Genomic DNA, 24,854 nt, shown 5'->3' on the forward strand with positions numbered 1-24,854 from the left:
AACCCTGCCTCTGAATTACTGGAAAGATTAGCATTAGGATCTGTACATGAACGTGTACTATATTTGCTACTACGGCTTTCTAGTCAATTCGGCATCCCTGAGGAGCAATTTGTTAAAATCGATCTCCCTCTAACCCGCATGGAATTAGCTCATATGATTGGAGCTACAAGAGAATCCGTGAAAAAAATCCTAGTAGATATAAAGAAAGCTAAAGAAAGTTTGGAACTAGACAACTAGTAAAATGAATGAGGAGCAATTCGCTTAGGAATACTCCTCATTTTCATTCGACGTTCTCAATTATAATGTATCGAGATATTCGCGCACTTGCGTAGGAGTCTTTGCAAATTTACTGTGTAAATGTCCAATTTTCTCTCCATTTTTAAATACTAATAAACTAGGAATCCCGCGTACATCATTTTCTTCGGCTATTTGTTGAAACTCTTCAGCATCAATTGCAAAGAAATCCTTATCCGTTTGCCCTTCAATAATATCCCCAATAAAACGATCCATGTTTTTACAGTCAGGGCACCAGGTTGTATCAAATTTCATAACTGTAAAAGCATCTCTTGCAATAAGTTCTTGATACTGATCTTTTGATTGTATTCTATCCATGTCTATATTCTCCTCATGTATATTATTTAATTAATTGAAATAAATCATTTAGAGATTCGCTCATCGTGGGATGTGTGAAGATGTGATCTCTTAAATAAGTGTAGGGTTGACCTGTTTCCATGGCTATCTGAACAATATTAATCATTTCATGTGATTCTGAACAAAACAATGAACAGCCGAGTATCTTGTCTGTTTTCGCATCAACGATTGCTTTTAACAGCCCGTCCGTTTCTTCCGTCAACTTTGCACGTGGTATTGCTGCGGCAGGCATTGTGGCCACTTTTATTTCATAACCCTTAGCAAGTGCCTCATCTTCGCTTAACCCCACACGGGATAAAGGAGGGTCAATAAATACGGAATATGGCACATAAAGCCGGTCTTCCGTTGTTCTTTGCTTTGAGCCATACAAGTTATCTAATATAATACGTTGATCGTCCAACGAAATGTAGGTGAATTGTAATCCGCCAACAACATCCCCCATGGCATAAATGTGAGGTATTGTCGTTTGTAATCGCTCGTCAACCTTGATAGCTCCTCGATCAGAAACAGCTATGCCTGCCTCTTGAAGCTGCAAGCCTTCCGTGTTTGGCTTTCTTCCAGCGGCGATTAAAACAGCATCTGCGTAAAGTTCATGAATGGTATTGTCCTGATCTCGGTAAGTTACAACCACTCCATGCTCTACATCACGAACAGATTGTATTTCAGTACCAAACTTAAATTGGACTCCTCTTTTCTCAAGAGTTGATTGAACCATACCCGCAATGTCTCGATCTTCCCTTGAGAGAAATTCACTGTGTTTATCCAAAACAACAATTTCTGAACCAAAATTCGCGTAGATCGATGAAAATTCCAATCCGATGTAACCAGCTCCAAGAACAACCATCTTTTTAGGCAGATTAGTTAATTCCAGTAGGGATGTACTTGTGTACACATGTTGACTACTAGAAATCCCTTCAATAGCAGGGATAATGGTTGAAGCTCCAGTATTTATATAAATCTTCTCACCGTAAATCGATGTAAGCTCTTCGCCGCCTTGAATTACAATTTCATGTGATGATTCAAATTTTGCCTTACCCGTATAAATCGTTACCATATCAAGATTGTCAAGGTTATCAAAATTCTTTTGACGAAGGCCAGATACCAAGGTAGTTTTTTTATCTATAGCTAGTCGATAGGCTGCGGATTTTTGATCAAAATCTTTTAAATTCATGAGTTGTGACTGCTTAGAATAATGAACTAATGCTTTTGTTGGAATACAACCGATATTAATGCATGTACCTCCATACATTAGTTCTGATTGTTCAATGATGGCTACTTTCTGACCTTTCTTAGCTAATGCTGCAGCCAGTGTTTTACCACCTTTTCCGAACCCGATAATAATGGCATCATATTGTATCATTTCACACATCCTTGTCTTGTCACATTCTCATGCTAATGTAAGTAAAGCTAGACATGGGATCTAGTCCTTTTTTGCTGTTAACGTACTTCCTTATTCTCCTTTTGGCTCTAACCAACTAACCACTCTGTCCTCGATCAGCTCACCAAGAGTACCTTTATAATTCTTCCGATAAGGTTTCGTAAATTCTTCCTGCAACCAACTATTCCTTGTTCTCTGCCATATCTCATAGATGACTAAATCATTAGGTTGATCCATATCATCAGATAATATATCGCTAATAATAATGATTTCTCGTTATAATTGTTATTGTTTTATTACTTTATCAGCATACTTCTAAATGAAAGATTCTTCTGTAATCTAATTCACACATCTTTTTATACAACTAAGCTTTACCATTCTATATTATCCCAAAAACAGTCTGATTTATTATTTTCACATTTTCGATTTAAATAAACGTCTTTGGAGTCTATTGTACAGACAGTACCCACATACTTATGGATTCAGTCATATCATTGAAACAAGCCTAATCTATAACCATTTATAAGAAAAAGGCTGTTGGATTACCAACGGCCTCTTAGGATATTTCATTAATAAAAAAATTATCGTCGTTATCCTCTACTTTGAACTCATTTTTTCGGCAGCTTCTTTTGCCGTCCATGAGCCACTACATAGCAATCCGAAATTAAGCTTTCCAGCATTATAGGCATCCATGCCTGGAGCAGCGGTTGCATCATGAATGACAGCAACTTCAAACCCTTGTTCAACAAGCTCTCGCATATGAGAATCAACACAAATATTAGAGTTCATTCCTGCGAGTAGGACTTTACTAAACCCTCTTTTACGTAATTGCAAAACGAGATCCGTTGATTCTGGTCCAAAGATTTTATGTGGACTTGTAATAATTGTCTTCCCATCTTCAATATAGGGTTTATACAGTTCATAAAAATCTGCTTGAGATGATTGGGGCACTTCAGTTTGTGGGCTAGTTACGTCAAACAATTTTAGATCGTGCATCATTTTTTCACCGACACTCAATATCTCCCACTTATGGTCATGAGGATAATAATAATGTGGTGAAACAAAAACTTGATAATTGTGTTGCTTTGCTGTCTTAAATACTAGTTCCAGATTCTCGATCATATTGACTTCTTTAATAACATCTTTCGTTAATTCATAGCCAGAACCAGATGGACTTAAGAATGCATTTTGAGGGTCAGTCACAACAATCGCAGTTGTTTGTTGGTTAATTTCCATGTTTTACTCCTTCAAATAGATTTAACAAGTATCACCTATTGCTGTATACTCATTAATTTTTTGTTTTAAAAACGCTTTGCTCTGAACGCCAACAAATGTTTCTAATTTGTAACCATCTTTAAAAATCATTAAAGTAGGAATACTTTTCACATCATACTCTGATGCAATGTCAGATTCCGCATCTATATCCACTTTAGCAATTGTAGCCTCACTCTTCAGTTCTTTAGCTATTTCTTCTACAATAGGCAACTGTATCTTACAAGGACCACACCAAGTTGCATAAAAATCTACAAGTGTAACTCCATGTTCAATTTGCTTATGAAAGCTATTCTTAGTTAACGAAATAACATCCATTATTATAACCTCCTGGTGTTTGATAAATTCATCATAATTCATACAAATATTTCTCTAATCCCTTTTTACACAAGCGTTTTACTCCAATCATGAAACATAGAACCTTCAAGGAACTTCTCGCAATCTAAAGCTGCCATACAACCACTTCCAGCTGCAGTAATGGCTTGTCTATACTTCTTATCTTGCACATCGCCGCAGGCAAACACTCCCGGAATGTTAGTTTCAGAAGACCCTGGTTTTACGATCAAATAACCAATGTCATCCGTATCTAACTGGCCGTCAAGGAATTTTGTGTTAGGTGTATGTCCTATCGTAACAAAAATGCCTTCTGTTTCGATAATCTCTTCTTCAGATGTGATATTATTGAGAACTTTTAACCCAGTTACCCCTCGTTCCCCTGATAGCACCTCTAAGGGGGTATTATTCAAGCTCCATGTGATTTTTGGGTTTTGACGAGCACGGTCCTGCATAATTTTTGATGCGCGTAATTCCTCACGTCGATGAACTATTCGTACCTCTGATGCAAATTTCGTTAAGAAGTGTGCTTCTTCCATAGCGGAGTCTCCACCACCAACAACAATAATCTTTTTGTTACGGAAAAAGAACCCATCACAAGTTGCACAAGTACTAATACCTCGTCCTACATTTTCTTTTTCACCTGATATGCCAAGGTATTTCGCGGAGGCACCTGTTGATATAATGATGGAGTTTGCTACGAGTTCTTCACCTCCTTCAAGAGTTAATTCAAAAGGTCGGTCGGATAAATTCACTTTATCAACCCATCCTGAACGAAACTTTGCACCGAATCTTTCTGCTTGCTTTCGCATATTTTCTATCAACTCTGGTCCCATCATTCCTTCTGGAAAACCCGGAAAATTCTCAACCTCAGTAGTGGTAGTTAATTGTCCACCTGGTTCAGGACCTTCAATAATAATTGGTTCTAAATTTGCACGAGCTAAATATATTGCAGCGGTAAGTCCAGCGGGCCCAGTACCGATAATGATCGCTTGATTCATTTGATTTCCTCCTTAATTGCTGGAACAACTAATAATGTTTAGCAATATGTTATTTGTTATTCCCCTTCCATCCTATTCGATTATGCGGATATGATTTAAACACCATAAAAAAAAAACCGCAATTTAGTCCGGATTCCTCTTTTTTAAGTCTCGTAGATAGGGCATTTCTTCTGATAATATATTAACCTAGCTTAATACCGATCAAAGCATTATCTTCTGGTGTGCCGAGCCAATACCCATAAGTTATCGCAACTTCAACAAAGTGTTGTAATACCTCTAGCGAAGGAGGTCCAGGTGGCACTGTGTCAACAGGGCGCCCAATTTCATTGAAAAATCCCCCCATTTTTTACTGTCGATACGACTAACAATGTTACTGTCTCGTTAGAGGAATTCCTCCAAGCATGTTTTACATCTCCAGGGATATCAACGGTCTCACCAGCTTTTACTGTTTTCCAACTGTCTTCCGTGAATGCTTCAAGTTCCCCTGCAAGAACAACAAATGTTTCACGATCATCATGACTGTGAACAGGAACGATAACTCCTGCTGGAACTTCAGCCTTCATGAGGGAATAATCCTTATTTTCTATTAAATCCGTTACGAGTTGAATACGTGGTCCCATGACATCTAAAACTTTTGACATAATATATTGTGCCTCCTAATTTATAATGTTTTCAATGTTTGCAGCAATTTAACTTCTAGAGTAATTGGAGGTTAAGCTAACTATTTTTTATATTCTTACAACGACAGTCGCTATATGTTGAACCGGATTTATTGAGTCTTTCAACTCAATTGCTCCTCCTTATCTGCTCTCCTATTTTAAGGCTAACCATTTATTTATTCTGTAATCTATTCTACAGACTATTATTGGAAGTGCCTTACTACTGCTGGCATTTGGAAAAGGAATAGTTGGAACGAATCTATATTTCCCATAATTCCAATTCTCCCAATGATATAATTAGTGTATTACTTATTTATTGAAAACCTCATAAAACCAGCAGTTCAAGAATTAATTTGAACTGCTGGTTCTATTGCATACATTTGAATGTTATTAGTGATAATAATCGAATTCAGAAAAGGTTGTGAATATTAATAAATAAGCACTTATAAACTAATAGTAAAGAAGGTAAAATTATGAGTAATACGATCATATATGGACTGACATTACTTTTGCTGGTTCTCTCCTATTGGAAAGACAAAGGAAAGACCAAACGATCTTTAATGAAAGCATGGAAGTCTTTCGAAAATATTTTGCCTCAATTACTTGGGATCATATTTATAATGGGCATTTTACTATCAATCCTTCATCCAGAAACAATCAGTCATTTCATCGGCTCATCCAGCGGTTTTATTGGTGTACTGATATCCGCAATTGCAGGTTCTATTGTTATTATCCCTGGTTTTGTTGCTTTTCCTATGGTTGCCCTGTTATTACAAAAAGGGGCTGGCGTCATGCAAGCAGCGGCATTAGTGTCTACCCTTTTGACAGTGGGTATCGTCACTGCACCTTTGGAGATGAAATATTTCGGAAAAAGGCTAACACTTTCTCGAAATATCGTGGCATTTCTATTCTCTCTCTTTGTGGCTATGATAATTGGCTGGGTGGTGGGCGCATGAGAAGAATAATTAAACGATACAGGTTTCCGTTATTGACTATCATAGTTTTAATTCTCTTGTATTTCTATAAGGGGACTGTCGGATTGAATGCTATAAAGGTTTCCACATCAAGTCTGAAAGCAATGATGCTTGTCATTCCCCCCATCTTTATATTAATGGGACTTTTGGATACTTGGGTACCAAAGGAAATCATGGTGAAGTACATGGGAGAAACATCTGGCTGGAAGGGGATCTTTCTAGCTTTTCTTATTGGTTCTGTTGCTGCTGGTCCGCTCTATGCATCTTTTCCGGTGGCTGCGGCTTTCATGAAAAAGGGTGTCAAGTTCAGGAATATTATGATTCTCATCGGTGCTTGGTCCTCAACGAAAATACCGATGTTGCTCTTTGAAATGTCATCTTTAGGATCAACCTTTGCTTTAACCCGGCTTCTAATCAACGTTCCAGGGATCATTCTGACTGCATTCTTGCTAGAAGCCATGACATCGAAAGAACAGAAAGCTGATCTATACCAAAAAGCTGAACGATTATAGATTCCTTAAGTAACTGCAAGCCCCCTTTAGTAAGAGAGTGTTACTTGTTTTTATAAGCAAAAATCTAGGCTTCTGATCAATCTCAAGTAATCGCTAGCATCCTGATAATTTGGGGCTGGTCACTGCAGTTGATGACATTCGTTAAGATTACATACCTGAAACCCATTGTCACACACAGTTCTAAACAAGCTTTTAGTTTTCATATGAATCCGACTATTTCTCGCGCAACTCTTCCATTTTCTTCCTGTGGTTTTCGTCGGCTTATGAAAATATCACCAACTTGATTCAACCATAATGCGATGTACTCCACGATTTCCCACAATAGTAATACTTCCTCCTTCCTCTTCGCGTACTAGGTCCAGTATACTGCACTCTTGGAACTAGGCTAAGGTAAGGTACGCATCAGCATAGCGGGTTTCGGAAACGCGTAAAACAATCCTGTATCAGCTACTGCTTTGATAACAGGACTCAAAGTAAATCTTCTTTGAGCATATTGAACAATGCTTGCTTCCAGACACTGAAGGCAACTTAGGATTCACTTAAAAGTAATACTAAGTCGCACGGAAGACTTTACAGTTAAAAGCAAACACAGTTAACCATTGAAAGTACAAAATAATAATCACATGCCATTATCCCTGCAGCAGCTTTCCACTAATTAAGTGTTTAATAGTCCGAATAAAAATAATAACAATAACAAATGTAGTCAAGATAAGGATAAAAGCTGCAATGACCTTCGTCGGCCATGTGTTTACATACAGGGCATACTTCAAAGCTGCATTGCTAAGAACAGCCAATGGAAAGCTTACTGCCCACCAAGCCGTACTAAACGGAATGGACTTATTAACTGACTTGAAAAACAATACCATGAATAAAAAAAGACCAAAATAAAATAAAATTGATGCAAATATATCAATAGATTTTGTCATAGATACATATGCAAGAAAGCCAACCTCAAAAGGTGCAATCAAAATTAACAAAGAGGGGTTCATGCCTGCTGCCATAGGTTCGTGATGGATCAATCGAGTAAAAATCATAGTCAAGAAAATGAGCGACGAAACGCCCCCTACCGCTATACAAAACAAGTTCAATTCTTGAATCCAAGCAAACGGCATTGCAACCCCCGTAACTGGTACATTCAAAATGGCAACAGCAGGAATTAACATGGCAGGAACAGCATGTCGTGGATCCTGTTTAACCTTAAATAATCGAGATACCATGAAGTAGCTTAATAATATTGTTAGACTTGTACCTATTATCCATATCGCTTGCCCAAGAATTTGGTTGTAAGGTAAAATGACTGAAGAAAGAAGTAAGATAGCAACGGTGATCGCTCCATAGAAATTACCGCCAATTGGGTTTGAAAACTCTGAATAAATAACACTTGGGAATTTCAACCACTTTATAGCAAAAAAAACACTTAGAAGCACAAACATAATGATACCCATCAAACCAATCAATTCTGCAATCAGCGAGGAGGTTCCAAACAGATTATGAGATAACCTTCCAGCAAGCGAAAGTCCTGATATGCCCATAACCGACCCAAATGAGTTAACAGATAAAAATTTTAATTGTTCCATTTTAGATGATCCCATGGGTGTATCCCTTCTTTACTACATATTTTTAGATTAAGCAATTATAAGAAAAAGGAACAGCTCCTTAAACTTCAAGTAGCTGAACCTTTTAATGAAAAACTTTAAGTTGATTTTAGGAAAAATGTTTACCAGCAGTAATCGTAGTTCCCCATTCTCCGAATGCCGAGTAGAAACCAAGTTCTCTACCCAACAAGAATTCTGCTGCACGAGTGTATGGACCTTGACGGTAAGATTTCGTTTCTTCCTCTGCCAGCCAAGTCTCCTTAGAACAATTCCAAATTTCGTAGAGTACAATTTCATCAGGATCATCAACGTTTTCATGTACAATCCCATTTACAAAAGTAGGTTCTTTTGACATTGTATCAAAGAGCGGTTTTAGGTTATCAAAAAAAGCTTGTTTATCTGAGTTAGCTTTCAACTTAAAACGAGCAATAATGACGGTCTGTTCTGTTTTATTCATTTTAAATCCTCCAATTATAATAATATTTTTTTCGTTCATTCTTAGTATTCATATATTAATTTCGTGCACTAATTCTTGCACTTAGTGCTTGCCCGAATTGTGTTTTCATTGGTTAAATCCTCCAGATTGTAAATTCACATCATTAAATCTGAGCAACTCCGCCGTCTACGAATAACTCAATTCCATTAATATAACTACTTTCATCTGAGGCGAGGAACATTACAGCATTAGCAATTTCTTCAACAGTTTCAACCCTGCCTAGTGGAGTTATATTGGTAGCATGTTCTAGAACAGAATTAGTATTCTCAGCGAACAAATAATCATACGCTGGCGTATGAACAAATCCAGGGCTTAGGACGTTTACACGAATTTTTGTCCCTTTTTAATCAAGAATCCAGTTACGAGCCATCTGCCTAATCGCAGCTTTTGAAGCTCCGTAAACACTGAACGCTGGATCGCCAATAGAACCCGCCGTTAAACCAGTCATGATTATAGATCCAACGTTATCGGGGAACAAAGGCAGGGCTTTTTGAACAGTGAAAAGCGTTCCTTTAACGTTAACATCAAAGGTTTTATCGTAATGCTCTTCACTAAAATGTCCCCTTGAACGCCAGTTACGTTGTTCCCTATTTGTTTACCGCTACATCAAGCTCCGCTTGTCTGCGTCCTGTAATATATACATGAGCACCTTCTTTTGCAAACTGCGTGGCTGCTTGGAGGCCAATTCCGCTTTTGCCTCCTGTTACTACTGCTACTTTCCCATCAAATTACCCCATATTCTTATTCCCCGCTTACTTACGTTTATATAAAATGATTAATCTGAAGTCGGCTTGTCTACAAATACAGTCAAGGAATGAATCGAACCATTCTCTACAGCAATGAAGTCTTGTCCAGTAATCACGATTGGATTCTCAGATGATTCGTACCTCCAACTAAACCTCGCTTGATCATGATGTTCGTCTACTGTACCGGGAATAACCGTGAACACTTTTCCAGGATTTTTGGCTTGTACTTCATCAATAAGGTTATCTAGAGCGTCATGACCAACAATTACATCGGAGAAAAACGGATCAAACACCCGGCAGTTTGATGTGTATGCTTCTTGAATTTTAATTCTTCTCTTCTTGGAGTCTGTTTCACTCCATATTTCAATGTGTTTATTTATTAATTGTTCAATTGTTGAGCTCATTTACTTTTCTCCCGGATACATCAAATTAATAATGCACATTGGTTAGTATGTTTTTACATTCACTCTATAATGCAATCAGCTGATTTTTATCAATTAGGTTAATGCTTCGTGGCCACAAGAGTCATTATGGAACAAAAGTAACTAAAAAAAAAGCACTTACTTTCTGGTTATATAGTATGTAAAAAGTAATATTTAAGCTTTAATGCGGTATAAAATTTATATGGAAATTGATTCTAATCTGTTATTGTATGAAACTTTCCTCCGGCAACTTGGTTGCAACATCATTAGCAAGGATCAACTCCTGCACCAAAAGTGTGCTAGCTTCGCTGATTTGTACCGCAATTGATGAGGGATTGCTGCCGCCACTAATGACAACAATTTCCATATTCGCAAGCTTCTACTGAAGTTTATTGAGCTATCGTTCATCGTTAGCACCAACAGGCCACCAAGTTTATCACTGGCAGTCTGTCTATCTTTATTTATGCGATATATTCTATTTGTGGTTTTTCAGTGTTTCCGAGCAAGTTTAATATCCATAATACTCATAACCTAAATTAGATACTCTAATTTAACTATCCTCCCGTTACTTCAACAAAATTGATACAGCCATCCATTTTTCAATCAATAATGCTAACCATCAGTTATACTGTGTATCAAGAAGTGCTTTCACAACTTCCGGAGTCAGTCCCTCTCCCGCATAAGAAATCAACGGGGAAATTTCGATATCCCTGCCTTCGAGCACGGAGGGGGCTGCACCTGCTTCCAAAAGCCAGCGCTTATACAAATCCTGGACAAGTCGGCGTGCTGTCGCCGGGCTGTCCTTGCCTTCCTTGTTTTTGACAGGGGCGAACTCTTCGTCTCTTCGTACTTTCAACACCGTCATACGTTCGGCGAGCGGGAAGAAATCAAAAATGAATTTTTGTCACCTCAGGGCCTACTTCTTCGACAATGCCCATCGGTTCATGTCCGACCACGTATCCGGTTTGGGCTTGAATCGCCCCCTGGTATATATGGAGATCGGAACCGCATATGGCGGTCGAGGTAATCCTGACAATAATCCCGTCTTTTTTCTGAATCGTCGGATCCGCGACCTGCGTCACCTGCATGTCCTTCATGCCATGGAATGTTACAGCCTTCATAATTGCCTCCTGTTATGACATGCCTTGAATTTGCATGCATAATTCTATTATGGAATTGAAGACTGAGGATCATACATGCGATGTCCAGTATTTTCGACAGCCGCGGAGCGTCTAAGAACAAGAAAGGAGACGGAAGACGAACGATTCACGTAAAAGTAAATTCTGAAGATAGTCCCAATCCCCACTAACCTTGACAAGCTGAAAAGCAGCGAATTTGAAGTCATGAATACTGGTAAGATGGAAAATAGAACGCACGAAACATCTTTCTGGCAAGGGCTACCCGGATGTCTATTGCGGTTCATTCAGCATAAAAGTTCCAGTCGTGATAAACAATATGCCTATGGCACGCGCTGAAAAACATATAAAGCCTGCTTCACAAGTATGTTTTTCAGCCTTATCTAAACCATTGACCAAGTGAAGTAAATAAGATATCCATGTCCATGAACTGATCCTTTTTGTTGGATTTTAGACAGGAACTACCTGCCATTCCATTGGAAAGGATTTTTTTTGTATGGATTCAATAAAGATTATGAAGATTCAAAGGGAAATTAATGCAACGCTAGTGTTATGGTCTATATAATAGAGAGTTTTCCTTAATCGACTGCTGTTGTTCTATATGATTAAACCCGATCGTCTCCATATAATCTTTACCCCATTTATACATTGCATCAAGAATTGGCATCAAAGTTCTTCCTTGTTCAGTGAGGGAATATTCCACTTTCGGCGGAACCACTGGGTAGACTTCTCGTTTAACAATCAAGTCTTCTTCCAATTCACGCAATTGGTTAACAAGCATTCTTTGGGTGATCTCTGGCATTAGTACCTTCAATTCACCAAAACGCTTTGTTCCTTCTTTGCCGAGATGCCACAAAATAAGCATTTTCCATTTACCTCCGATAACTGAAAGGGTTAATTCCTTTTCACAATTAAACACCTTATCCTGCAATCGTGACATTTCAGTTCACCTCCAAGGCTATCATAATACATAGTATACTTTTTAGCACTATGTAAAAAAAAAGTGCGTACTTTTAAAATAATACTATACATTATATACTTGCAATTGTTCAGCGACATCAATCCCTACTGCTGCTACAGATAATATCCATTAAGAAAATATTACAGAAAAAGTACTTCTACTCTTTCGAGATATTATTACTGTACGACTATCAATAAAAATTATAGGAGTGAATATAGATGGAATTACAATTGGCCTTAGATTTAGTAAATATTCCAGAAGCTATTGCGTTGGTAAAAGAAGTGGAGGAGCACATTGATATCGTAGAAATCGGTACGCCGGTTGTGATCAATGAAGGTCTCCATGCAGTAAAGGCTATAAAAGAAGCATTCCCTAATTTAAAAGTATTAGCAGACCTTAAGATCATGGATGCTGCTGGTTATGAAGTGATGAAAGCTTCTGAAGCAGGTGCAGATATCATCACTATTCTTGGAACTGCTGAAGATATGTCTATTAAAGGTGCTGTAGAAGAAGCTAAAAAACAAGGTAAAAAAATCCTTGTTGATATGATTGCAGTTAAAGACCTTGCTGACCGTGCTAAAGAAGTAGATGCAATGGGTGTAGATTATATTTGTGTGCACACTGGCTACGATCTTCAAGCAATTGGCAAAAACTCTTTTGAGGATCTTCAAACCATCAAAAGTGTTGTAAAAAATGCAAAAACGGCCATCGCAGGCGGTATTAAATTAGAAACACTTCCTGAAGTCGTTAAAGTACAACCAGACCTTGTCATAGTAGGTGGCGGTATTACTGGGCAAGCTGATAAAAAAGCTGTTGCTGCTAAAATGCAACAAATGATCAACTAAGGGTACTGAACAGCATGAATACGACTCAATATTTAGCTGAAATTATAAAAGAGTTATACAGTTCCGTAAACTTAATTTCGGATGATGAAGCTGAACAATTAGTAAATGGGATACTTGAATCAAAGAAAGTCTTTGTTGCCGGCGCAGGTAGATCTGGATTTATGGCTAAATCATTCGCAATGCGAATGATGCACATGGGGATAGATGCCTATGTTATAGGTGAAACGGTAACCTCTAACTACGAAAAAGATGACATATTGATCATCGGATCTGGTTCTGGAGAAACAAAAAGCTTAGTTTCCATAGCTGAAAAAGCAAAAAGTATAGGTGGGACGATAGCAGCTGTAACTATTTTCCCTGAGTCTACTATTGGAAAATTAGCTGATATCACGATTAAATTACCTGGAACTCCAAAAGACCAGTCCATAGGTGATTATACAACCATTCAGCCAATGGGCTCATTATTTGAGCAAACTCTTTTAGTATTCTACGACGCAGTCATTTTGAGGTACATGGAGAAAAAGGGATTGGATACCGATAAGATGTATGGTAGACATGCTAATTTAGAATAAACAAAATCTAAATGGAAAGACCGCAAACTATTCCAATCAAAGATTGCGGTCTTTTATTAGGAGTGAAAAAATGAGTTCTTTAAATGGAAAAACTGCTCTAATTACTGGAGCAGGAAGAGGTATTGGTCGAGCTACTGCTATCGCCTTAGCAAAAGAAGGTGTTAATATCGGAATGATTGGATTGAACATGACCAATCTTGAAAAGGTATCTGCTGAACTAAAACAATATAACGTAGTAGTATCAGCTGCAACAGCAGATGTTACTGATCTCGAATCAGTTACTCATGCTTTTGAACATATAAAATCGGACTTAGGACCGATTGATATCTTAATCAACAATGCAGGTATTGCTAAATTTGGTGGTTTTCTTGATTTAACTCCTGAAGAATGGGAGAAAATCATCCAAGTAAACTTAATGGGTGTATATAATGTAACAAGAGTTTTACTACCTGGCATGATTGAAAGAAAATCAGGTGATATCATCAATATTTCTTCCTCTGCTGGCCAAAAAGGTGCTCCTGTAACAAGTGCTTATAGTGCTTCTAAATTTGCTGTTATAGGACTAACAGAATCACTCATGCTGGAAGTAAGAAAGCATAATATCCGTGTAACAGCTTTAACACCTAGTACGGTCGTAACAGATTTGGCAATTGATACAAACCTTGTTAGTGGCAATGAAGAAAATGTTATGCACCCAGAAGACCTGGCTGAATTAATCGTAGCTGGATTAAAACTTAATCCAAGAGTATTCGTAAAAACTGCGGGACTATGGTCAACAAATCCATAAAGAAACATAAGCAGATCCATTGGATCTGCTTTCTTTTTGTAAAGACCTTAATTACCTTCTATTATACATGGACATTACTCTCTCTAAATCACAAATTAACTGGTTAATTTCCTAGATATTCATATAGGGTAATGATAAGTCATTGCCATTCGTCTGGTTCATTGGATGACAATTTTTTTCTTTTCCTAGGCTTCCTGTTTTTATCGCACAGTCGCCGACTTACCCTGCCGCTGCGTGCTTCACGCTTTCGCATTTGGGTCTGCTCATCCGCCTACGGATCTCTCGATTTTCCGCATCTCCTTCAGACAAGTACCTCACGATATTGCCCTAGATTAAGCTTCTCAAGTCTTACCAGAAAGCTTGAGGAAGGACTTCCACCTTCGAGAAAATAACTTTCCAAAGCTCTCGACTCGTATTTACCAAGGTAACGTCATCGTCGCTTGTATTCGTTTTACTCATAACATCTTAATGCTAAAGTTGCGACTGCCCGTCGCACAACAAAAAGCCCCCGCGCGTGGGGCTTTACAAAGCCGTTTAGGCACCCGCGGGGATCTACAATAAAACTCATACTGGCAGATTCAGAGTTTTTAAAAGGTAACTTCAATATTGTCATAGGAATTTCTAGATGCCTATTCTTAATTAATTCATTATAATTGGGTACTCCTAATTTATTTGACCACGGTGTATACCCATAGTGTTTGGACCGACTGATGTTTTAAGGCAACTAACTTTATATTGAATAAAATAAAATCGATTTAGAAGCCCTGCTCCAGATCCCAGCTTAAGAAGTTCTGCGTAGGTCCATAGTTCGCATCAAACCCATATGCGTCAAAGTGTACTTTGCCGCTCTCAAATACCTTTGCCGTCACATAAGCGTAGTAACGATCAGTATCCTTGCCAGTCGGCTTAACGGCTTCAAACGGGGAGCCGCCGGAGCCCACAATAATTTGGTAAGCAGAACCGTTATTAGGACGGCTGATGTCCGTAATATGCTCATGACCGCTCAGATAAGTTGCTTTATTATCTTGAATGACCTTCCAGAACGCATCCGCAGCTGCTTTATCTGTATCAAGTCCTCCAGGAGTTGTATTAGCAGGATCGAAGATATAAGTGTAAGCCATCTTATGCCCAAATACGAAGTTGTGTTTCATGCCCCGAGCTTTCGCGTCTTCCAGGTCTTTAGCTAACCATGCTGTAGGAGCATGCGAATCGTTACCAGTCGGGTCTGTATTGATGACAGCGAAATGTGACCCACGATAATCGAACGAATAATCAAGTTGCTTTTGATTCGTGGAGATTGTGTCTGCGCCTCCGCTTTGCGGATAATTATTTGGATCAAACCCAGATACGTTTTCATCTAGAATTTGCTCAAATCGCTGGGAATCGATGATAATGTCACCCATATTGTCACGCCAAGTGTTTTCATTTGACTCCGTAGCTTTTTTCACCGTATTTCCTTGATCGTCTTTGTACTTGTTTTGCATCTCGTGATTTCCAGGTACAGGGAATACGTACATACCGTGCTCGAAGGCTGTTCCAACAACTCCGCGCCAATAGGCGTACTGTCGGTTTAAATAGTTGACGTCGGAATTTTTCGTATAGCCCATAATCATATCGCCGTTAAAGAACAGCATATTCGATTTCTTCGCTTCCATCTCATCGGTCATGCGAGTCAATACTTTTGTATTGACCAACCATTTCAGATCTTGCGCCGAAGCTGCCGCCACACCATCTTCTATACGTGCGTCACCCACAGAGGAGAATGTGAGCAATAGTTTGTCGTTTCCTTTCAGAGCAGTCTGCAATTGCTTCAGCGTAGCAGCTGAAATTTGCGTCGCACCATTCGAAACGTAAGGTGCCTTATCCAACTTGACAACTTGATCATGGATTGTCGCTTCGGTCGATCCTACCTTGAAGCTGGCTTTGCTTCCTGCAACATCCACAAGAATCGACTGAGTGTCTGCAGTCCAACCCAGCGTGCCGTTCATTCCTTCCACTGCAGAACGAAGTGCAGTATCGACTTCTGCAGCTTTTACCGCAGAAACTCCCCCAACCAGCATGGTAGTTGCAACTGTAACCGCTCCAACCCACTTAAATGTCTTTTTCATTTAATTTCTCCTTAATATAGCTATGTGCTTACATAGCAACTATAGGAGAGTAGTGTAAATCCAGTATTAATAGCGTGTTAAAATTTTGTAAATATATTCATAGTTTACTAGTTAAACTCCCTCAATATGATTTAATTTCCTCACACAAGCTCGTCTATTCGCAGGATTTCTCCCATGTAGGTTTCGATGATGACTGAAAGATATCGAGATATATTAAGGCGTTTCGTTAAAAAGGCATGCTGGAACAGTGGTGGAATTGATTCATCCAATTCATTCCAAAATTCTGCACGTATTCTCCATGTTGCCCTTAGCGATTTTCACTCCCATGTCTCAACGGGTCTATAGCCCTTACATTCCTCCCTCACATCTATCTAAGGGGGTGGAGGTCGGACGGTAAAACTTCCACCATTCACCGTAATAATCATCGGGGTTAAATTTTGAATTAAATATTCTTTCTTTTTCTTTCAACTTTTCGTCAGTTAGGTCATTCTGATACTTTGCAGGCTGTTCCCCTGAATTAAAACAAAAACCTGAACTTTCAAAGCATTCTTGACGGTATTTAACCAAACCTAATTTGTATCAGGCTAACTAGTGGGTCGTAATCATCCTATATAGGGCGATAAAACATATCTTTTCATTATTAGGTTTATCAATCTCTGCTACTGCCTTCGGTATCAAATGGATTAATTCATTTATGTTTTTATTCCGCCAGGCACCAAAAGACTATTTTAATGATTCGAATGTATAGAGTACCTCATCAGTATTAAACTATCCTGACCATGCTTCAATTAAAAAGGAACAGCTGCTGGCTCGCGAATATCTGCTCCCTAGATCTGACTATCGTTTTCCGAGGGAGCTTAATCTCTTGCTTGAGCTACAAATGTAATCCAATTGCTTCTAAAAATAATTAATCTACCATTCTTTTCTTCCTTAATCTCCTGTTGAACACTTTTTTCTATTGATATGTTCCAGTCAGTATACACCTCTCTAAGATAGGTAAATGCTTTCTCTGTTGAAAGGTTTAATTCAATCAAGCCTACCTGTTCCTCTCCAGTAAGTACGTCAATTTCCTTTACTTCTGTGCTCATTAATATGCAATTAATGCCGCCAACTGTTGTTCCTGCTTTCATTTCTTCAAGTTTAGTTTGAAAAACTGCTTCTGAACTAACATGCTCTAAACAAGAACAGGCGACAATATAGTCAAATGTATTTTTATTAATCAGAAAATTCTCCACATCAATCGCTTGTGAAATGATTGTATCCGTTACTCCATATTGTTCCGCATTTTGGTTTAATAATTGAATAGCCGAAGGCAATAAATCAATACAATATATCTTTCCTTTATACGCCTGAATACTTTGTGCAATGGGGATACTGTCTCTTCCGACTCCACAACCAAGGTCTAGGACCTGAATATTGTCTTTTCTATTTGCATCAAATTATCGAGAACAACTTTAACAGGGCGCGAAAGCCAGCTGCCAGGTTGAAAAAGTTTTATTTCTGCATAAAATTTATCATGATATTCGATTTCTTTATCTCGTGCTCGATTGAATAAGCAATTCAGTGCATCTTTTCCCCACTTCCTTTTTGAGCAAAACTCATAAGTGAGCAATACTCTACTCGAACAAGGAACTACTGCTGCTTGAATAAGCATAATGCTTACCTCCATTGTTTTGAAAGTCTGATCCTTCTTAATGGGGAAACAAGTGTGACTGGAAATTTGAGAATTCTTTTGAAAAACATGATTGTCAAACAGCGGATGTCTGATTAAAACTATGAATGCATATATACTGCAAAGAACCGATTATACCAGTGAGGCCTACGATCGGTACTTTATATTATTTATGAGCTGTTGTCGCAGTGTTCTTTGCGTCATTTCCGTTTATAATCCATGCGGGATAAATTTCATTTCGTTTATTACGTTTATCAAAGACATAAGCGCCCGTAACTGTGATATGCTCACCTTTTTTTACTTTAGTCACTTTGGCGATGTCAAAGGATGCCACTTCTATATGTAATGGAGAATTTGTGCTTTTTGTGTTTTTATCCTTATTCTTCTCATTCTGAATGAGATCAATCCAATATTCATTTTTATCTTTTACGACTTTCTGAACAGTTCCACTTACCGTTTTACAGTTTTCCTTGAGCTCGTAATTTGAAGGATTCTTTACTCCGCTTAGAGGCTTTTCTCTGCATGCATTCGTTGTATCTCCGATTTGCTTAACTGAAGGATTTTCACTTGATTTCGAACTGGGCGTAGAAACTTGAGGCGCAGCTTCTAAGATGGGATTCGCATCTGTCGGTGAGGGCGTAACCGCTGCAGAAACTATAGTAGAAGACGAAGGCGTCGCATTCGATGCAGAAGCCGACTGTACAGCAGCTGGAAGCTCATTTTTACTCATACAACCCGTTAAGGACACTACGACTATAAGCAAAGTAGTACCAACGATACTTCGAATCATTTTCATCTACTATTACACCCTTTCTATGAATACTGTGCATATATATAAAGATATCATCACAAAGAACTTCATGGTAGAGGTGTAAATTGATAGAAAATGTCATTAGACGTGGAATTCGCCGTTACTTAAAGTTCACGCTCTTCGTACCATTCGGGGAGGTGATGGACTACGTTGGCTCCAGTCGTATTGCGCAAATAGGAAGTCATTTTTTTCTGATTGCAGAAATTGAAGCGAATACGACGGCTGTAGAAATCGACCCACTTTTCGCGGTTAGAGCGACTACTGAACAAGCACGCCGTCTCATACGTGGGGTATAATGCGTTGCAAAATTCAAAATACGGTTCCAAAACCGTCTCTCGGAAAAAAGTTGAGCGCAAAGGGGGCTTGTTCGCCAATGGACAAATCTTTTCAGTATTCGACGTGCAAAACTCTACCGATGTAGCAGTGCTCGTAAGAATTAATGTGGCGCAAGCACAGAAACTAATTAGTCAGGCGCAAGCATTATTAAAGTAGTTCGCCGTCCTTTTAACTGAATAAGCAGTCAAAGACACTACACCCCGCCTTTATTAGGAAGGTGGGGTGTAGTGTCTTTATCGGGATTCAATCATTCAATTATATTTGTAGCAGTGACCATCCTCTTTAGCCAAGGACCCTAAAGCTCGGAGACAGTTACACCTAGAGCTGGTATAAAGGTATGCAATAAGAGACCATTACCAATATAGATAGCTACGTGACCTATGCGATCAGTGTCTTCCATACCCTTTCTCGCATGCCTGCTCGCCTACATTATTCTGGCAACCTGAAATAATGAGATGGTTACGTTAATAAGTAAACGATACCTTTGTTCCAACACTTCATAAACTTTAACCCTCATGTGCCTTATAATTGTCCTGTATTCCTGAAAATCTAGCCACAGCTCTTTACTCATCTTCAAATTGAAATGATTTCGACTGAGGTTCCTTAATACTGAGCCTGAGCACTAAACCCATAGACTGCATGGTTCATTTCGAACGAAACGGATAAAATAAAACTAACGAGTGTAGATGGACCACTAGACTTTGCTAAGACTTTTGATCAAGTTATTAGACAGTATTTAAAAAGATAAGGCAACTGTTCACCGTTTAGCAGAAAACGGTTTATATGCAGAATTGAAATGCACCATGTCCACTCCATTCCACATATTAGATACCGCTACTTTCTCCGGATGATCAAAGACCAAGAATGCGGTTGGGAGGTATCTCATCCCATAACTGCTTGATGGTCGATTCACAACCTGATTATCCTTGATTAATACGGAGGAAGAACCACCATCCAGGTTAGCTGCTGTGATAGCTCCTTTTTCCAATAACAGTTGCTGTGCATCATATAGGGTTGCACCCATGGAGTAGCCTGGCTGCCTTCCATCAATCACTAAAAAGATGATCGTCCCATCTTTTGTCTGAGCCATGCATGTTCGGGGGGCGATCCCCCAACCGTCTGCCTCGTTCTTAACAAGCCCTTTACCGTTGACGATAAATTTGGGTTGAAACGAAACCGCATCTCTTACGCCCATTTTCAACAATTCGGATGGTTTATAACGACCTGCTACCATAATTCCCTTACGGTCAAGTCCAACAACGTTTACAGGATCCTCCATACCTCCGTCACTATAGAGAAGTTTCCCTCCAGACATAACAACACCAATGGGTCTGAAGCCATTGCCATCATAGTTCGGATCATCAAAGGCGCCGCCATTGACACCTGCAATAGCTCCTGTTCTTTTGACCATACTAAGAATTTGTTCCCCTTGACCTTGCAAGCTTGTTGTTACGACTCGGATCATTTGCGGATTGTGAACAAACATCATATATCCTTTGAATTTTTTCCCTGTAATAGGCTCAACTGTCACAGAATTATTTTTCCTCGAATTCATAGAAATATCATGGTTGTCTTGGACCAAACCCATATCATTAAATTGCTTCGAGTAATTATCCGTCCGACGATCCAGTTCACTTTGCCCAATTAAATATTTCGCATAATCGCGGTGTTGCGTTGTAATTAACGTATCGGCCAGCATATACCGCCAATTCGTACCGGAAGAAGAAAAATAGAACCATATAATAAAAATAAAAGTAGATATAATGATCGCAGCCGCGAAAAATCGCAATTTACGCTTGCGACGCGGTTTCAACATCGGCTTTGTTGTTTGAGCTAACGCATAGCCTTGATAATCATTCAAGTAAAATCACCTCTTTATAAACGCATCTAACTATTCTATAACATAAACCTTAAGATTTAATGAAAAACAACACTGAATATGACTAGCAATGCCGTAACACAAGGCGATGGTTAGAATTCTCCAATAATAAGTTCACATGCTTTCCACGGCATAGACCAATAAATTCTATGCTCACTTCCTAAGGTCTGGTCTGCAGGGTCATAGACAATCTGAACCGTGTTCCCAATGAATGAGAGCCGACCATGAAGTCAGATAGCTGAATAGCTGCCTGACTTTTTTCTTAGCAATCCGTTTTTTATTTTGAAACATATTGATTTACAAACTCGTATATACAGGTATACGATTGAAAAAGACTTAAAGTAAAGGTGGATTGTAAAATGAAAACCAAATTTATCGCTATATTGACGGCTGTTTTACTATTAGTGAATACAGCTAATATATCCATAGCGGATGCGAAAGGCAGTGCGCCTAACACATCTTCTAGATCTGGCTCTTTCTCGTCAAGCTCTAAATCAAATTCAACTTTCAGCGGAGGCTCCAGTAGTAAGACATCTGCAAGTACATCAAATACTGGAAGCTCGTCTAACTCGACGAATTCTTCCGGTTTTAGCGGTGGGTCTTCTAGCAAATCGACGGTTCCAAGTATGTCCAACTCAGGAAGCAGTTCAAGCAACTCTTCCAATAGCACTGGCTATCAGCGGGCTTCTTCCAATGTTACAAGTGGAAGCAACGTGAATCCGAATACGGGTCGTACGTATTACAACAACAACACGTATTCCTCTTCAGTCCCGACTGGTTCACGCGTTGGCAGCTCGATGTGGCCGATGGTAGGAGCTTTCGCTGCCGGAACATTTTTAGGATCGATGCTGCATCCTTGGGGAGGTTATTATCCAACTACTGGTGGAGGTTATGTAAATCAGTCGTTCTCGTTTTTCTCCATGATGCTGGATATCATTCTTTTCATCGCTGTTATTGCTATTATCATTGCAGTTGTCCGAACTTTTAGAAGAAGGAGCTACTAATCAATGAACATTTTCCTTGATGAACAAGACGTTTTAGATGCTGTTCATGTGTATATTGCTTTCCAAGACAATAATGGCCGAGTAGAAGGAAGTGCTCCGCACAATGTCCATGATGTGCAGATTTCTTTTGAGGAGCGTTACGGATTTTCGGCAAAAGGTCAGATTTACGGTCGGCAGCACCGCTTAAATCAGAAAGAAGTGATTGATGCTGTCTCCGTATACTTGTCTTCGTATTATTCGTTCCGTGCAGACCGGTTGCTCGTAAAGCTTAACTCGGATGCCCTATCCCATAGTTTCAGCGCTGATGTTATTGTAGAACGATAAAACTTTAAAAAATCGCCATCCACTGGACTCCGTAAAGTGTCCGAGGATGGCGATTTTTTCTTAAGAATTTATGACTTGTCCTTGCGTGTCATCTCCGCAAGCCCGGTCTACTTTATTAATACGTGACTGATACGAGTATACTTTGAGAGGCTACCATTACGGCCGCGGGACTTATTCTCTATATACTTTTGTCGAGAACATATGTTAATGAATTAACTTACTTGTCACTGCTACTCGCTAGTTCATTTCCAAATTGAAAAGGTTTGGATTGATGAACCAAAACACTAAGAACCAAACCCATAGATAGCATATTAGTCATTAAAGAACTTCCTCCATAACTGACAAATGGGAGTGCAATTCCTGTAAGTGGCATTAGTCCAGTATGCATGGCTATATTCTCAAAAATTTGTAAAATAAACATTGATGTCACACCAATTATCAAATAAGACCCCTCTAAATCTTCGCATTCCATAGCGATTCGAATCATTCGATAAATCAAAAAATAGTAAAGCAATAAAAGTATTGATGAACCAACAAAGCCAAATTCTTCACCAATAACAACATAAATCGAATCTGCATAGTCATATGGAATATATCCATTGTGTATCATAGTACCATGAAGGTATCCTTCGCCCAATAATTCCCCCGAACCAACTGCCTTCATGGAATTCACAACTTGATAACTTTGATCCGGATCACTAGTTGGATCCAAAAAAGTTTGAATTCTATGAAGTTGGTACGGCTTTACAATTTTATTGAATAAGGGGGGATCTACAAAATATAGGGCTATAATACTGCCAATAATCCCGATTATTACAAATAACCCCAAGAGTCCATGCTTGAAACGAATTTTCCCGATCCATAGCATCCCTAGAAATATACAGATAATAACGATAGATGTTCCCATATCCGGTTGTTTCAAGATGAGCAGAAAAGGTATTCCTACAACAACTATCATCGGAATTATATCTTGAACGAATCGGAGATATTCCCCCTTACGTTTTTCCAACATTTTGGCTAACAGCAGGATGACGAATACTTTCGCTAGTTCAGAAGGCTGAAACTGCATAAAATGAAGATTGATCCATCGCTGAGAACCATTGATGTTCATGCCTTTAAACATAACAAAGATTAACAGCAGAATACCGAATATATATAGGTATACGGATAAATGACGTATAATAGCCCGATAATCTAGCATGGTCAGGACCAGCATTGGCACAAACATGGCAGCAAACATAACCAAGTTATTCACATGCAACCCTGCAAATTTCGTATTATTTGTGGCGCTGTAGATTACTATTGTGCTGATAGCCATAAAACATAACAATAAGGCGATTATGATAAAATCAATTTTCTTCGCTTTAGGCAACAGCTCTTTGATCACGAGCATATCTTCCCTCTCTTGAGATATTTAGTAATATACCTATACTCGCCAAGCTAATTAGTAAAGAAGATCCCCCATAGCTAATTAGCGGAAGAGGAACACCTGTAATGGGGATACTTCCAGTAACGTCGCCTAGATTAATGAGTGCTTAAACACCAATAAGAGATACAATTCCTATACCAATTAATGTTCCGAACAAGTCTGGACATCTCAAGGCTACAATGATGCCTCTCCAAATAAACAAAATATAAATAGTTAAAAAAATGAAACAGCCAATAAAGCCGAACTCTTCTCCTATTGTTGAAAAAATAAAATCCGTATGTGCTTCAGGTAAGTACAACAACTTCTCTTCCCCCTACCAAAACCAGTTCCTGTCAATCTCCCATGCCCGAATGCTAATAAAGATTGAACTAATTGGTAGGAGGAGTCCTGGGAATCATTCCATGGATCAAGATAGGCTGTAAATCGTTGAAGCCTATAACTCTTTGCAAGGACAATTCCAATTGCTATTGGAAGCAAGGAAAGACCAATTCCAAAAAGCTGCAAAAGGTTTGCTCCTCGACAACAATCACAATAGTTGCTGCAATATTGATTAGAGCTGCAAGATAGATAATTAATCCTAGTTTTGCGAACTCTGTGGGTTGAATACCAAAAGAACCGACACCAAACCAGCTACGATGTCCATTAATTTTTGTTCCGAACACAATAACAAGCCCTAATATAATAAGAATCAAAACAAAAATGAGACGGGACCATTTTTGATACATTTGATAAGGTATATTCATCACTATCAGCATAGAAAATGTACCAATAAGACCCCATATCGCTTGTCTCTCCGTAAAATAAATAAAAGAATGGAACTTCCATGATGCTGATGCTTCACTAGTGCTAAACACCATTAAGATAACAAAGCCAACAAGTATACTAGTTAATAACAAAAGTAGAAAATCTGGGCGCCCCCTCAAAGAATTTTTCAGCCTACTCGTCTCCACC

General features: G+C 38.8%; 31 protein-coding genes and 3 pseudogenes. 9 read left to right on the forward strand and 25 right to left on the reverse strand.

The window, feature by feature from the left end; all coding sequences use genetic code 11:
* Positions 1-18 precede the first annotated feature (18 nt).
* On the forward strand, positions 19-237 hold the full coding sequence (locus tag RQP52_RS27335; RefSeq protein WP_315954884.1) for a helix-turn-helix domain-containing protein: 219 nt from the start codon (positions 19-21) through the stop codon (positions 235-237).
* 60 nt (positions 238-297) lie between these two features.
* Here RQP52_RS27335 and RQP52_RS27340 read toward each other — a convergent pair whose 3' ends face one another.
* From RQP52_RS27340 to RQP52_RS27365, 6 genes are all read right to left on the reverse strand, one after another.
* The gene (locus RQP52_RS27340; protein WP_315954775.1) at positions 298-612 is read right to left on the reverse strand and encodes a thioredoxin family protein; all 315 of its coding nucleotides are present in this window, start codon (positions 610-612) and stop codon (positions 298-300) included.
* Positions 613-634: 22 nt separating this feature from the next.
* Positions 635-2,011 carry an FAD-dependent oxidoreductase gene (locus RQP52_RS27345; RefSeq protein WP_315954776.1) on the reverse strand — a complete coding sequence of 459 codons (1,377 nt, stop codon included), beginning with the start codon at positions 2,009-2,011 and terminating at the stop codon, positions 635-637.
* Positions 2,012-2,626: 615 nt separating this feature from the next.
* A complete protein-coding gene (locus RQP52_RS27350; RefSeq protein ID WP_315954777.1) occupies positions 2,627-3,265 on the reverse strand; it encodes a cysteine hydrolase in 639 nt (212 codons plus the stop codon).
* 21 nt (positions 3,266-3,286) lie between these two features.
* Positions 3,287-3,619 (reverse strand): thioredoxin, encoded by a 333-nt coding sequence (gene trxA, locus RQP52_RS27355; RefSeq protein ID WP_315954778.1) that lies wholly within the window; start codon positions 3,617-3,619, stop codon positions 3,287-3,289.
* 65 nt (positions 3,620-3,684) lie between these two features.
* Entirely contained in the window at positions 3,685-4,635 is a 951-nt protein-coding gene (trxB, locus tag RQP52_RS27360; protein ID WP_315954779.1) for a thioredoxin-disulfide reductase, read from the reverse strand.
* A 323-nt stretch (positions 4,636-4,958) separates the two neighbouring features.
* The gene (locus RQP52_RS27365; protein ID WP_315954780.1) at positions 4,959-5,276 is read right to left on the reverse strand and encodes a cupin domain-containing protein; all 318 of its coding nucleotides are present in this window, start codon (positions 5,274-5,276) and stop codon (positions 4,959-4,961) included.
* Positions 5,277-5,767: 491 nt separating this feature from the next.
* Between RQP52_RS27365 and RQP52_RS27370 the strand changes: the two genes are divergently transcribed.
* Together RQP52_RS27370 and RQP52_RS27375 are read left to right on the forward strand one after the other, a co-directional pair.
* Positions 5,768-6,250: a hypothetical protein gene (locus RQP52_RS27370; RefSeq protein ID WP_315954781.1), complete on the forward strand. Its 483-nt coding sequence runs from the start codon at positions 5,768-5,770 to the stop codon at positions 6,248-6,250.
* 83 nt (positions 6,251-6,333) lie between these two features.
* Positions 6,334-6,780, forward strand: coding sequence for a permease (locus RQP52_RS27375; protein ID WP_315954782.1), 447 nt, complete (start codon positions 6,334-6,336; stop codon positions 6,778-6,780).
* 629 nt (positions 6,781-7,409) lie between these two features.
* On the opposite strand, the gene RQP52_RS27380 is transcribed toward RQP52_RS27375, so the two are convergent.
* From RQP52_RS27380 to RQP52_RS27415, 8 genes and pseudogenes are all read right to left on the reverse strand, one after another.
* Positions 7,410-8,357 carry an SLAC1 anion channel family protein gene (locus RQP52_RS27380; protein ID WP_315954783.1) on the reverse strand — a complete coding sequence of 316 codons (948 nt, stop codon included), beginning with the start codon at positions 8,355-8,357 and terminating at the stop codon, positions 7,410-7,412.
* A gap of 127 nt (positions 8,358-8,484) precedes the next feature.
* Positions 8,485-8,832 carry a putative quinol monooxygenase gene (locus RQP52_RS27385; RefSeq protein WP_315954784.1) on the reverse strand — a complete coding sequence of 116 codons (348 nt, stop codon included), beginning with the start codon at positions 8,830-8,832 and terminating at the stop codon, positions 8,485-8,487.
* A 142-nt stretch (positions 8,833-8,974) separates the two neighbouring features.
* A pseudogene (locus RQP52_RS27390) lies at positions 8,975-9,557 on the reverse strand (SDR family oxidoreductase).
* Positions 9,558-9,646: 89 nt separating this feature from the next.
* On the reverse strand, positions 9,647-10,021 hold the full coding sequence (locus RQP52_RS27395) for a hypothetical protein (protein WP_315954785.1): 375 nt from the start codon (positions 10,019-10,021) through the stop codon (positions 9,647-9,649).
* 241 nt (positions 10,022-10,262) lie between these two features.
* Entirely contained in the window at positions 10,263-10,406 is a 144-nt protein-coding gene (locus RQP52_RS27400) for a hypothetical protein (protein ID WP_315954786.1), read from the reverse strand.
* 252 nt (positions 10,407-10,658) lie between these two features.
* A complete protein-coding gene (locus RQP52_RS27405; protein ID WP_315954787.1) occupies positions 10,659-10,904 on the reverse strand; it encodes a hypothetical protein in 246 nt (81 codons plus the stop codon).
* Positions 10,905-10,935: 31 nt separating this feature from the next.
* Positions 10,936-11,160: pseudogene (locus tag RQP52_RS27410) on the reverse strand (alcohol dehydrogenase catalytic domain-containing protein); the annotation flags it as partial.
* Between the two features lie 565 nt (positions 11,161-11,725).
* Positions 11,726-12,115 (reverse strand): winged helix-turn-helix transcriptional regulator, encoded by a 390-nt coding sequence (locus RQP52_RS27415; RefSeq protein WP_315954788.1) that lies wholly within the window; start codon positions 12,113-12,115, stop codon positions 11,726-11,728.
* Between the two features lie 239 nt (positions 12,116-12,354).
* Between RQP52_RS27415 and hxlA the strand changes: the two genes are divergently transcribed.
* The 3 genes from hxlA (at position 12,355) to RQP52_RS27430 (ending at position 14,340) form a co-directional block, all read left to right on the forward strand.
* Positions 12,355-12,981: a 3-hexulose-6-phosphate synthase gene (gene hxlA / locus RQP52_RS27420; RefSeq protein ID WP_315954789.1), complete on the forward strand. Its 627-nt coding sequence runs from the start codon at positions 12,355-12,357 to the stop codon at positions 12,979-12,981.
* Positions 12,982-12,995: 14 nt separating this feature from the next.
* The gene (gene hxlB, locus RQP52_RS27425; protein ID WP_315954790.1) at positions 12,996-13,553 is read left to right on the forward strand and encodes a 6-phospho-3-hexuloisomerase; all 558 of its coding nucleotides are present in this window, start codon (positions 12,996-12,998) and stop codon (positions 13,551-13,553) included.
* 70 nt (positions 13,554-13,623) lie between these two features.
* Positions 13,624-14,340, forward strand: coding sequence for a 3-ketoacyl-ACP reductase (locus RQP52_RS27430; RefSeq protein WP_315954791.1), 717 nt, complete (start codon positions 13,624-13,626; stop codon positions 14,338-14,340).
* 755 nt (positions 14,341-15,095) lie between these two features.
* On the opposite strand, the gene RQP52_RS27435 is transcribed toward RQP52_RS27430, so the two are convergent.
* The 5 genes from RQP52_RS27435 to RQP52_RS27455 form a co-directional block, all read right to left on the reverse strand.
* The gene (locus RQP52_RS27435; protein WP_315954792.1) at positions 15,096-16,448 is read right to left on the reverse strand and encodes a stalk domain-containing protein; all 1,353 of its coding nucleotides are present in this window, start codon (positions 16,446-16,448) and stop codon (positions 15,096-15,098) included.
* Between the two features lie 348 nt (positions 16,449-16,796).
* Positions 16,797-17,015: a hypothetical protein gene (locus tag RQP52_RS27440; protein WP_315954793.1), complete on the reverse strand. Its 219-nt coding sequence runs from the start codon at positions 17,013-17,015 to the stop codon at positions 16,797-16,799.
* Positions 17,016-17,305: 290 nt separating this feature from the next.
* On the reverse strand, positions 17,306-17,863 hold the full coding sequence (locus RQP52_RS27445) for a class I SAM-dependent methyltransferase (protein ID WP_315954885.1): 558 nt from the start codon (positions 17,861-17,863) through the stop codon (positions 17,306-17,308).
* Entirely contained in the window at positions 17,851-18,102 is a 252-nt protein-coding gene (locus RQP52_RS27450; protein WP_315954794.1) for a hypothetical protein, read from the reverse strand. The genes RQP52_RS27445 and RQP52_RS27450 overlap by 13 nt, the downstream gene beginning before the upstream one ends.
* Before the next feature lie 184 nt (positions 18,103-18,286).
* Positions 18,287-18,916, reverse strand: a complete 630-nt coding sequence (locus RQP52_RS27455; protein ID WP_315954795.1) for a hypothetical protein — start codon at positions 18,914-18,916, stop codon at positions 18,287-18,289.
* A gap of 80 nt (positions 18,917-18,996) precedes the next feature.
* On the opposite strand from RQP52_RS27455, the gene RQP52_RS27460 reads away from it, so the two are divergent.
* Positions 18,997-19,227, forward strand: coding sequence for a hypothetical protein (locus RQP52_RS27460; RefSeq protein ID WP_315954796.1), 231 nt, complete (start codon positions 18,997-18,999; stop codon positions 19,225-19,227).
* Between the two features lie 797 nt (positions 19,228-20,024).
* Here the strand turns inward: RQP52_RS27460 and RQP52_RS27465 are convergent.
* Positions 20,025-21,083 carry a phosphodiester glycosidase family protein gene (locus tag RQP52_RS27465; protein WP_407075622.1) on the reverse strand — a complete coding sequence of 353 codons (1,059 nt, stop codon included), beginning with the start codon at positions 21,081-21,083 and terminating at the stop codon, positions 20,025-20,027.
* 340 nt (positions 21,084-21,423) lie between these two features.
* On the reverse strand, positions 21,424-21,810 hold the full coding sequence (locus RQP52_RS27470; protein ID WP_315954798.1) for a hypothetical protein: 387 nt from the start codon (positions 21,808-21,810) through the stop codon (positions 21,424-21,426).
* Between the two features lie 49 nt (positions 21,811-21,859).
* Here RQP52_RS27470 and RQP52_RS27475 point away from each other — a divergent pair, with 49 nt between their 5' ends.
* Positions 21,860-22,150, forward strand: a complete 291-nt coding sequence (locus RQP52_RS27475) for a hypothetical protein (protein ID WP_315954799.1) — start codon at positions 21,860-21,862, stop codon at positions 22,148-22,150.
* A 3-nt stretch (positions 22,151-22,153) separates the two neighbouring features.
* Positions 22,154-22,474 carry a DUF2653 family protein gene (locus RQP52_RS27480; RefSeq protein WP_315954800.1) on the forward strand — a complete coding sequence of 107 codons (321 nt, stop codon included), beginning with the start codon at positions 22,154-22,156 and terminating at the stop codon, positions 22,472-22,474.
* Between the two features lie 217 nt (positions 22,475-22,691).
* Here the strand turns inward: RQP52_RS27480 and rodA are convergent, their stop codons facing one another.
* From rodA to RQP52_RS27500, 4 genes and pseudogenes are all read right to left on the reverse strand, one after another.
* Positions 22,692-23,861 carry a rod shape-determining protein RodA gene (rodA, locus tag RQP52_RS27485; RefSeq protein WP_379174678.1) on the reverse strand — a complete coding sequence of 390 codons (1,170 nt, stop codon included), beginning with the start codon at positions 23,859-23,861 and terminating at the stop codon, positions 22,692-22,694.
* Positions 23,839-24,204, reverse strand: a pseudogene (locus tag RQP52_RS27490) (FtsW/RodA/SpoVE family cell cycle protein). Before RQP52_RS27490 ends, rodA begins: the two are co-directional and overlap by 23 nt.
* On the reverse strand, positions 24,156-24,407 hold the full coding sequence (locus RQP52_RS27495) for an FtsW/RodA/SpoVE family cell cycle protein (RefSeq protein ID WP_315954802.1): 252 nt from the start codon (positions 24,405-24,407) through the stop codon (positions 24,156-24,158). Before RQP52_RS27495 ends, RQP52_RS27490 begins: the two are co-directional and overlap by 49 nt.
* Complete coding sequence (locus tag RQP52_RS27500) at positions 24,368-24,799, reverse strand: FtsW/RodA/SpoVE family cell cycle protein (protein ID WP_315954803.1); 432 nt, start codon at positions 24,797-24,799, stop codon at positions 24,368-24,370. Before RQP52_RS27500 ends, RQP52_RS27495 begins: the two co-directional genes overlap by 40 nt.
* Positions 24,800-24,854: the final 55 nt, after the last annotated feature.

This window comes from Paenibacillus violae (assembly GCF_032461945.1).
In the GTDB taxonomy this organism is placed as follows: Bacteria; Bacillota; Bacilli; order Paenibacillales; family NBRC-103111; genus Paenibacillus_E; species Paenibacillus_E violae.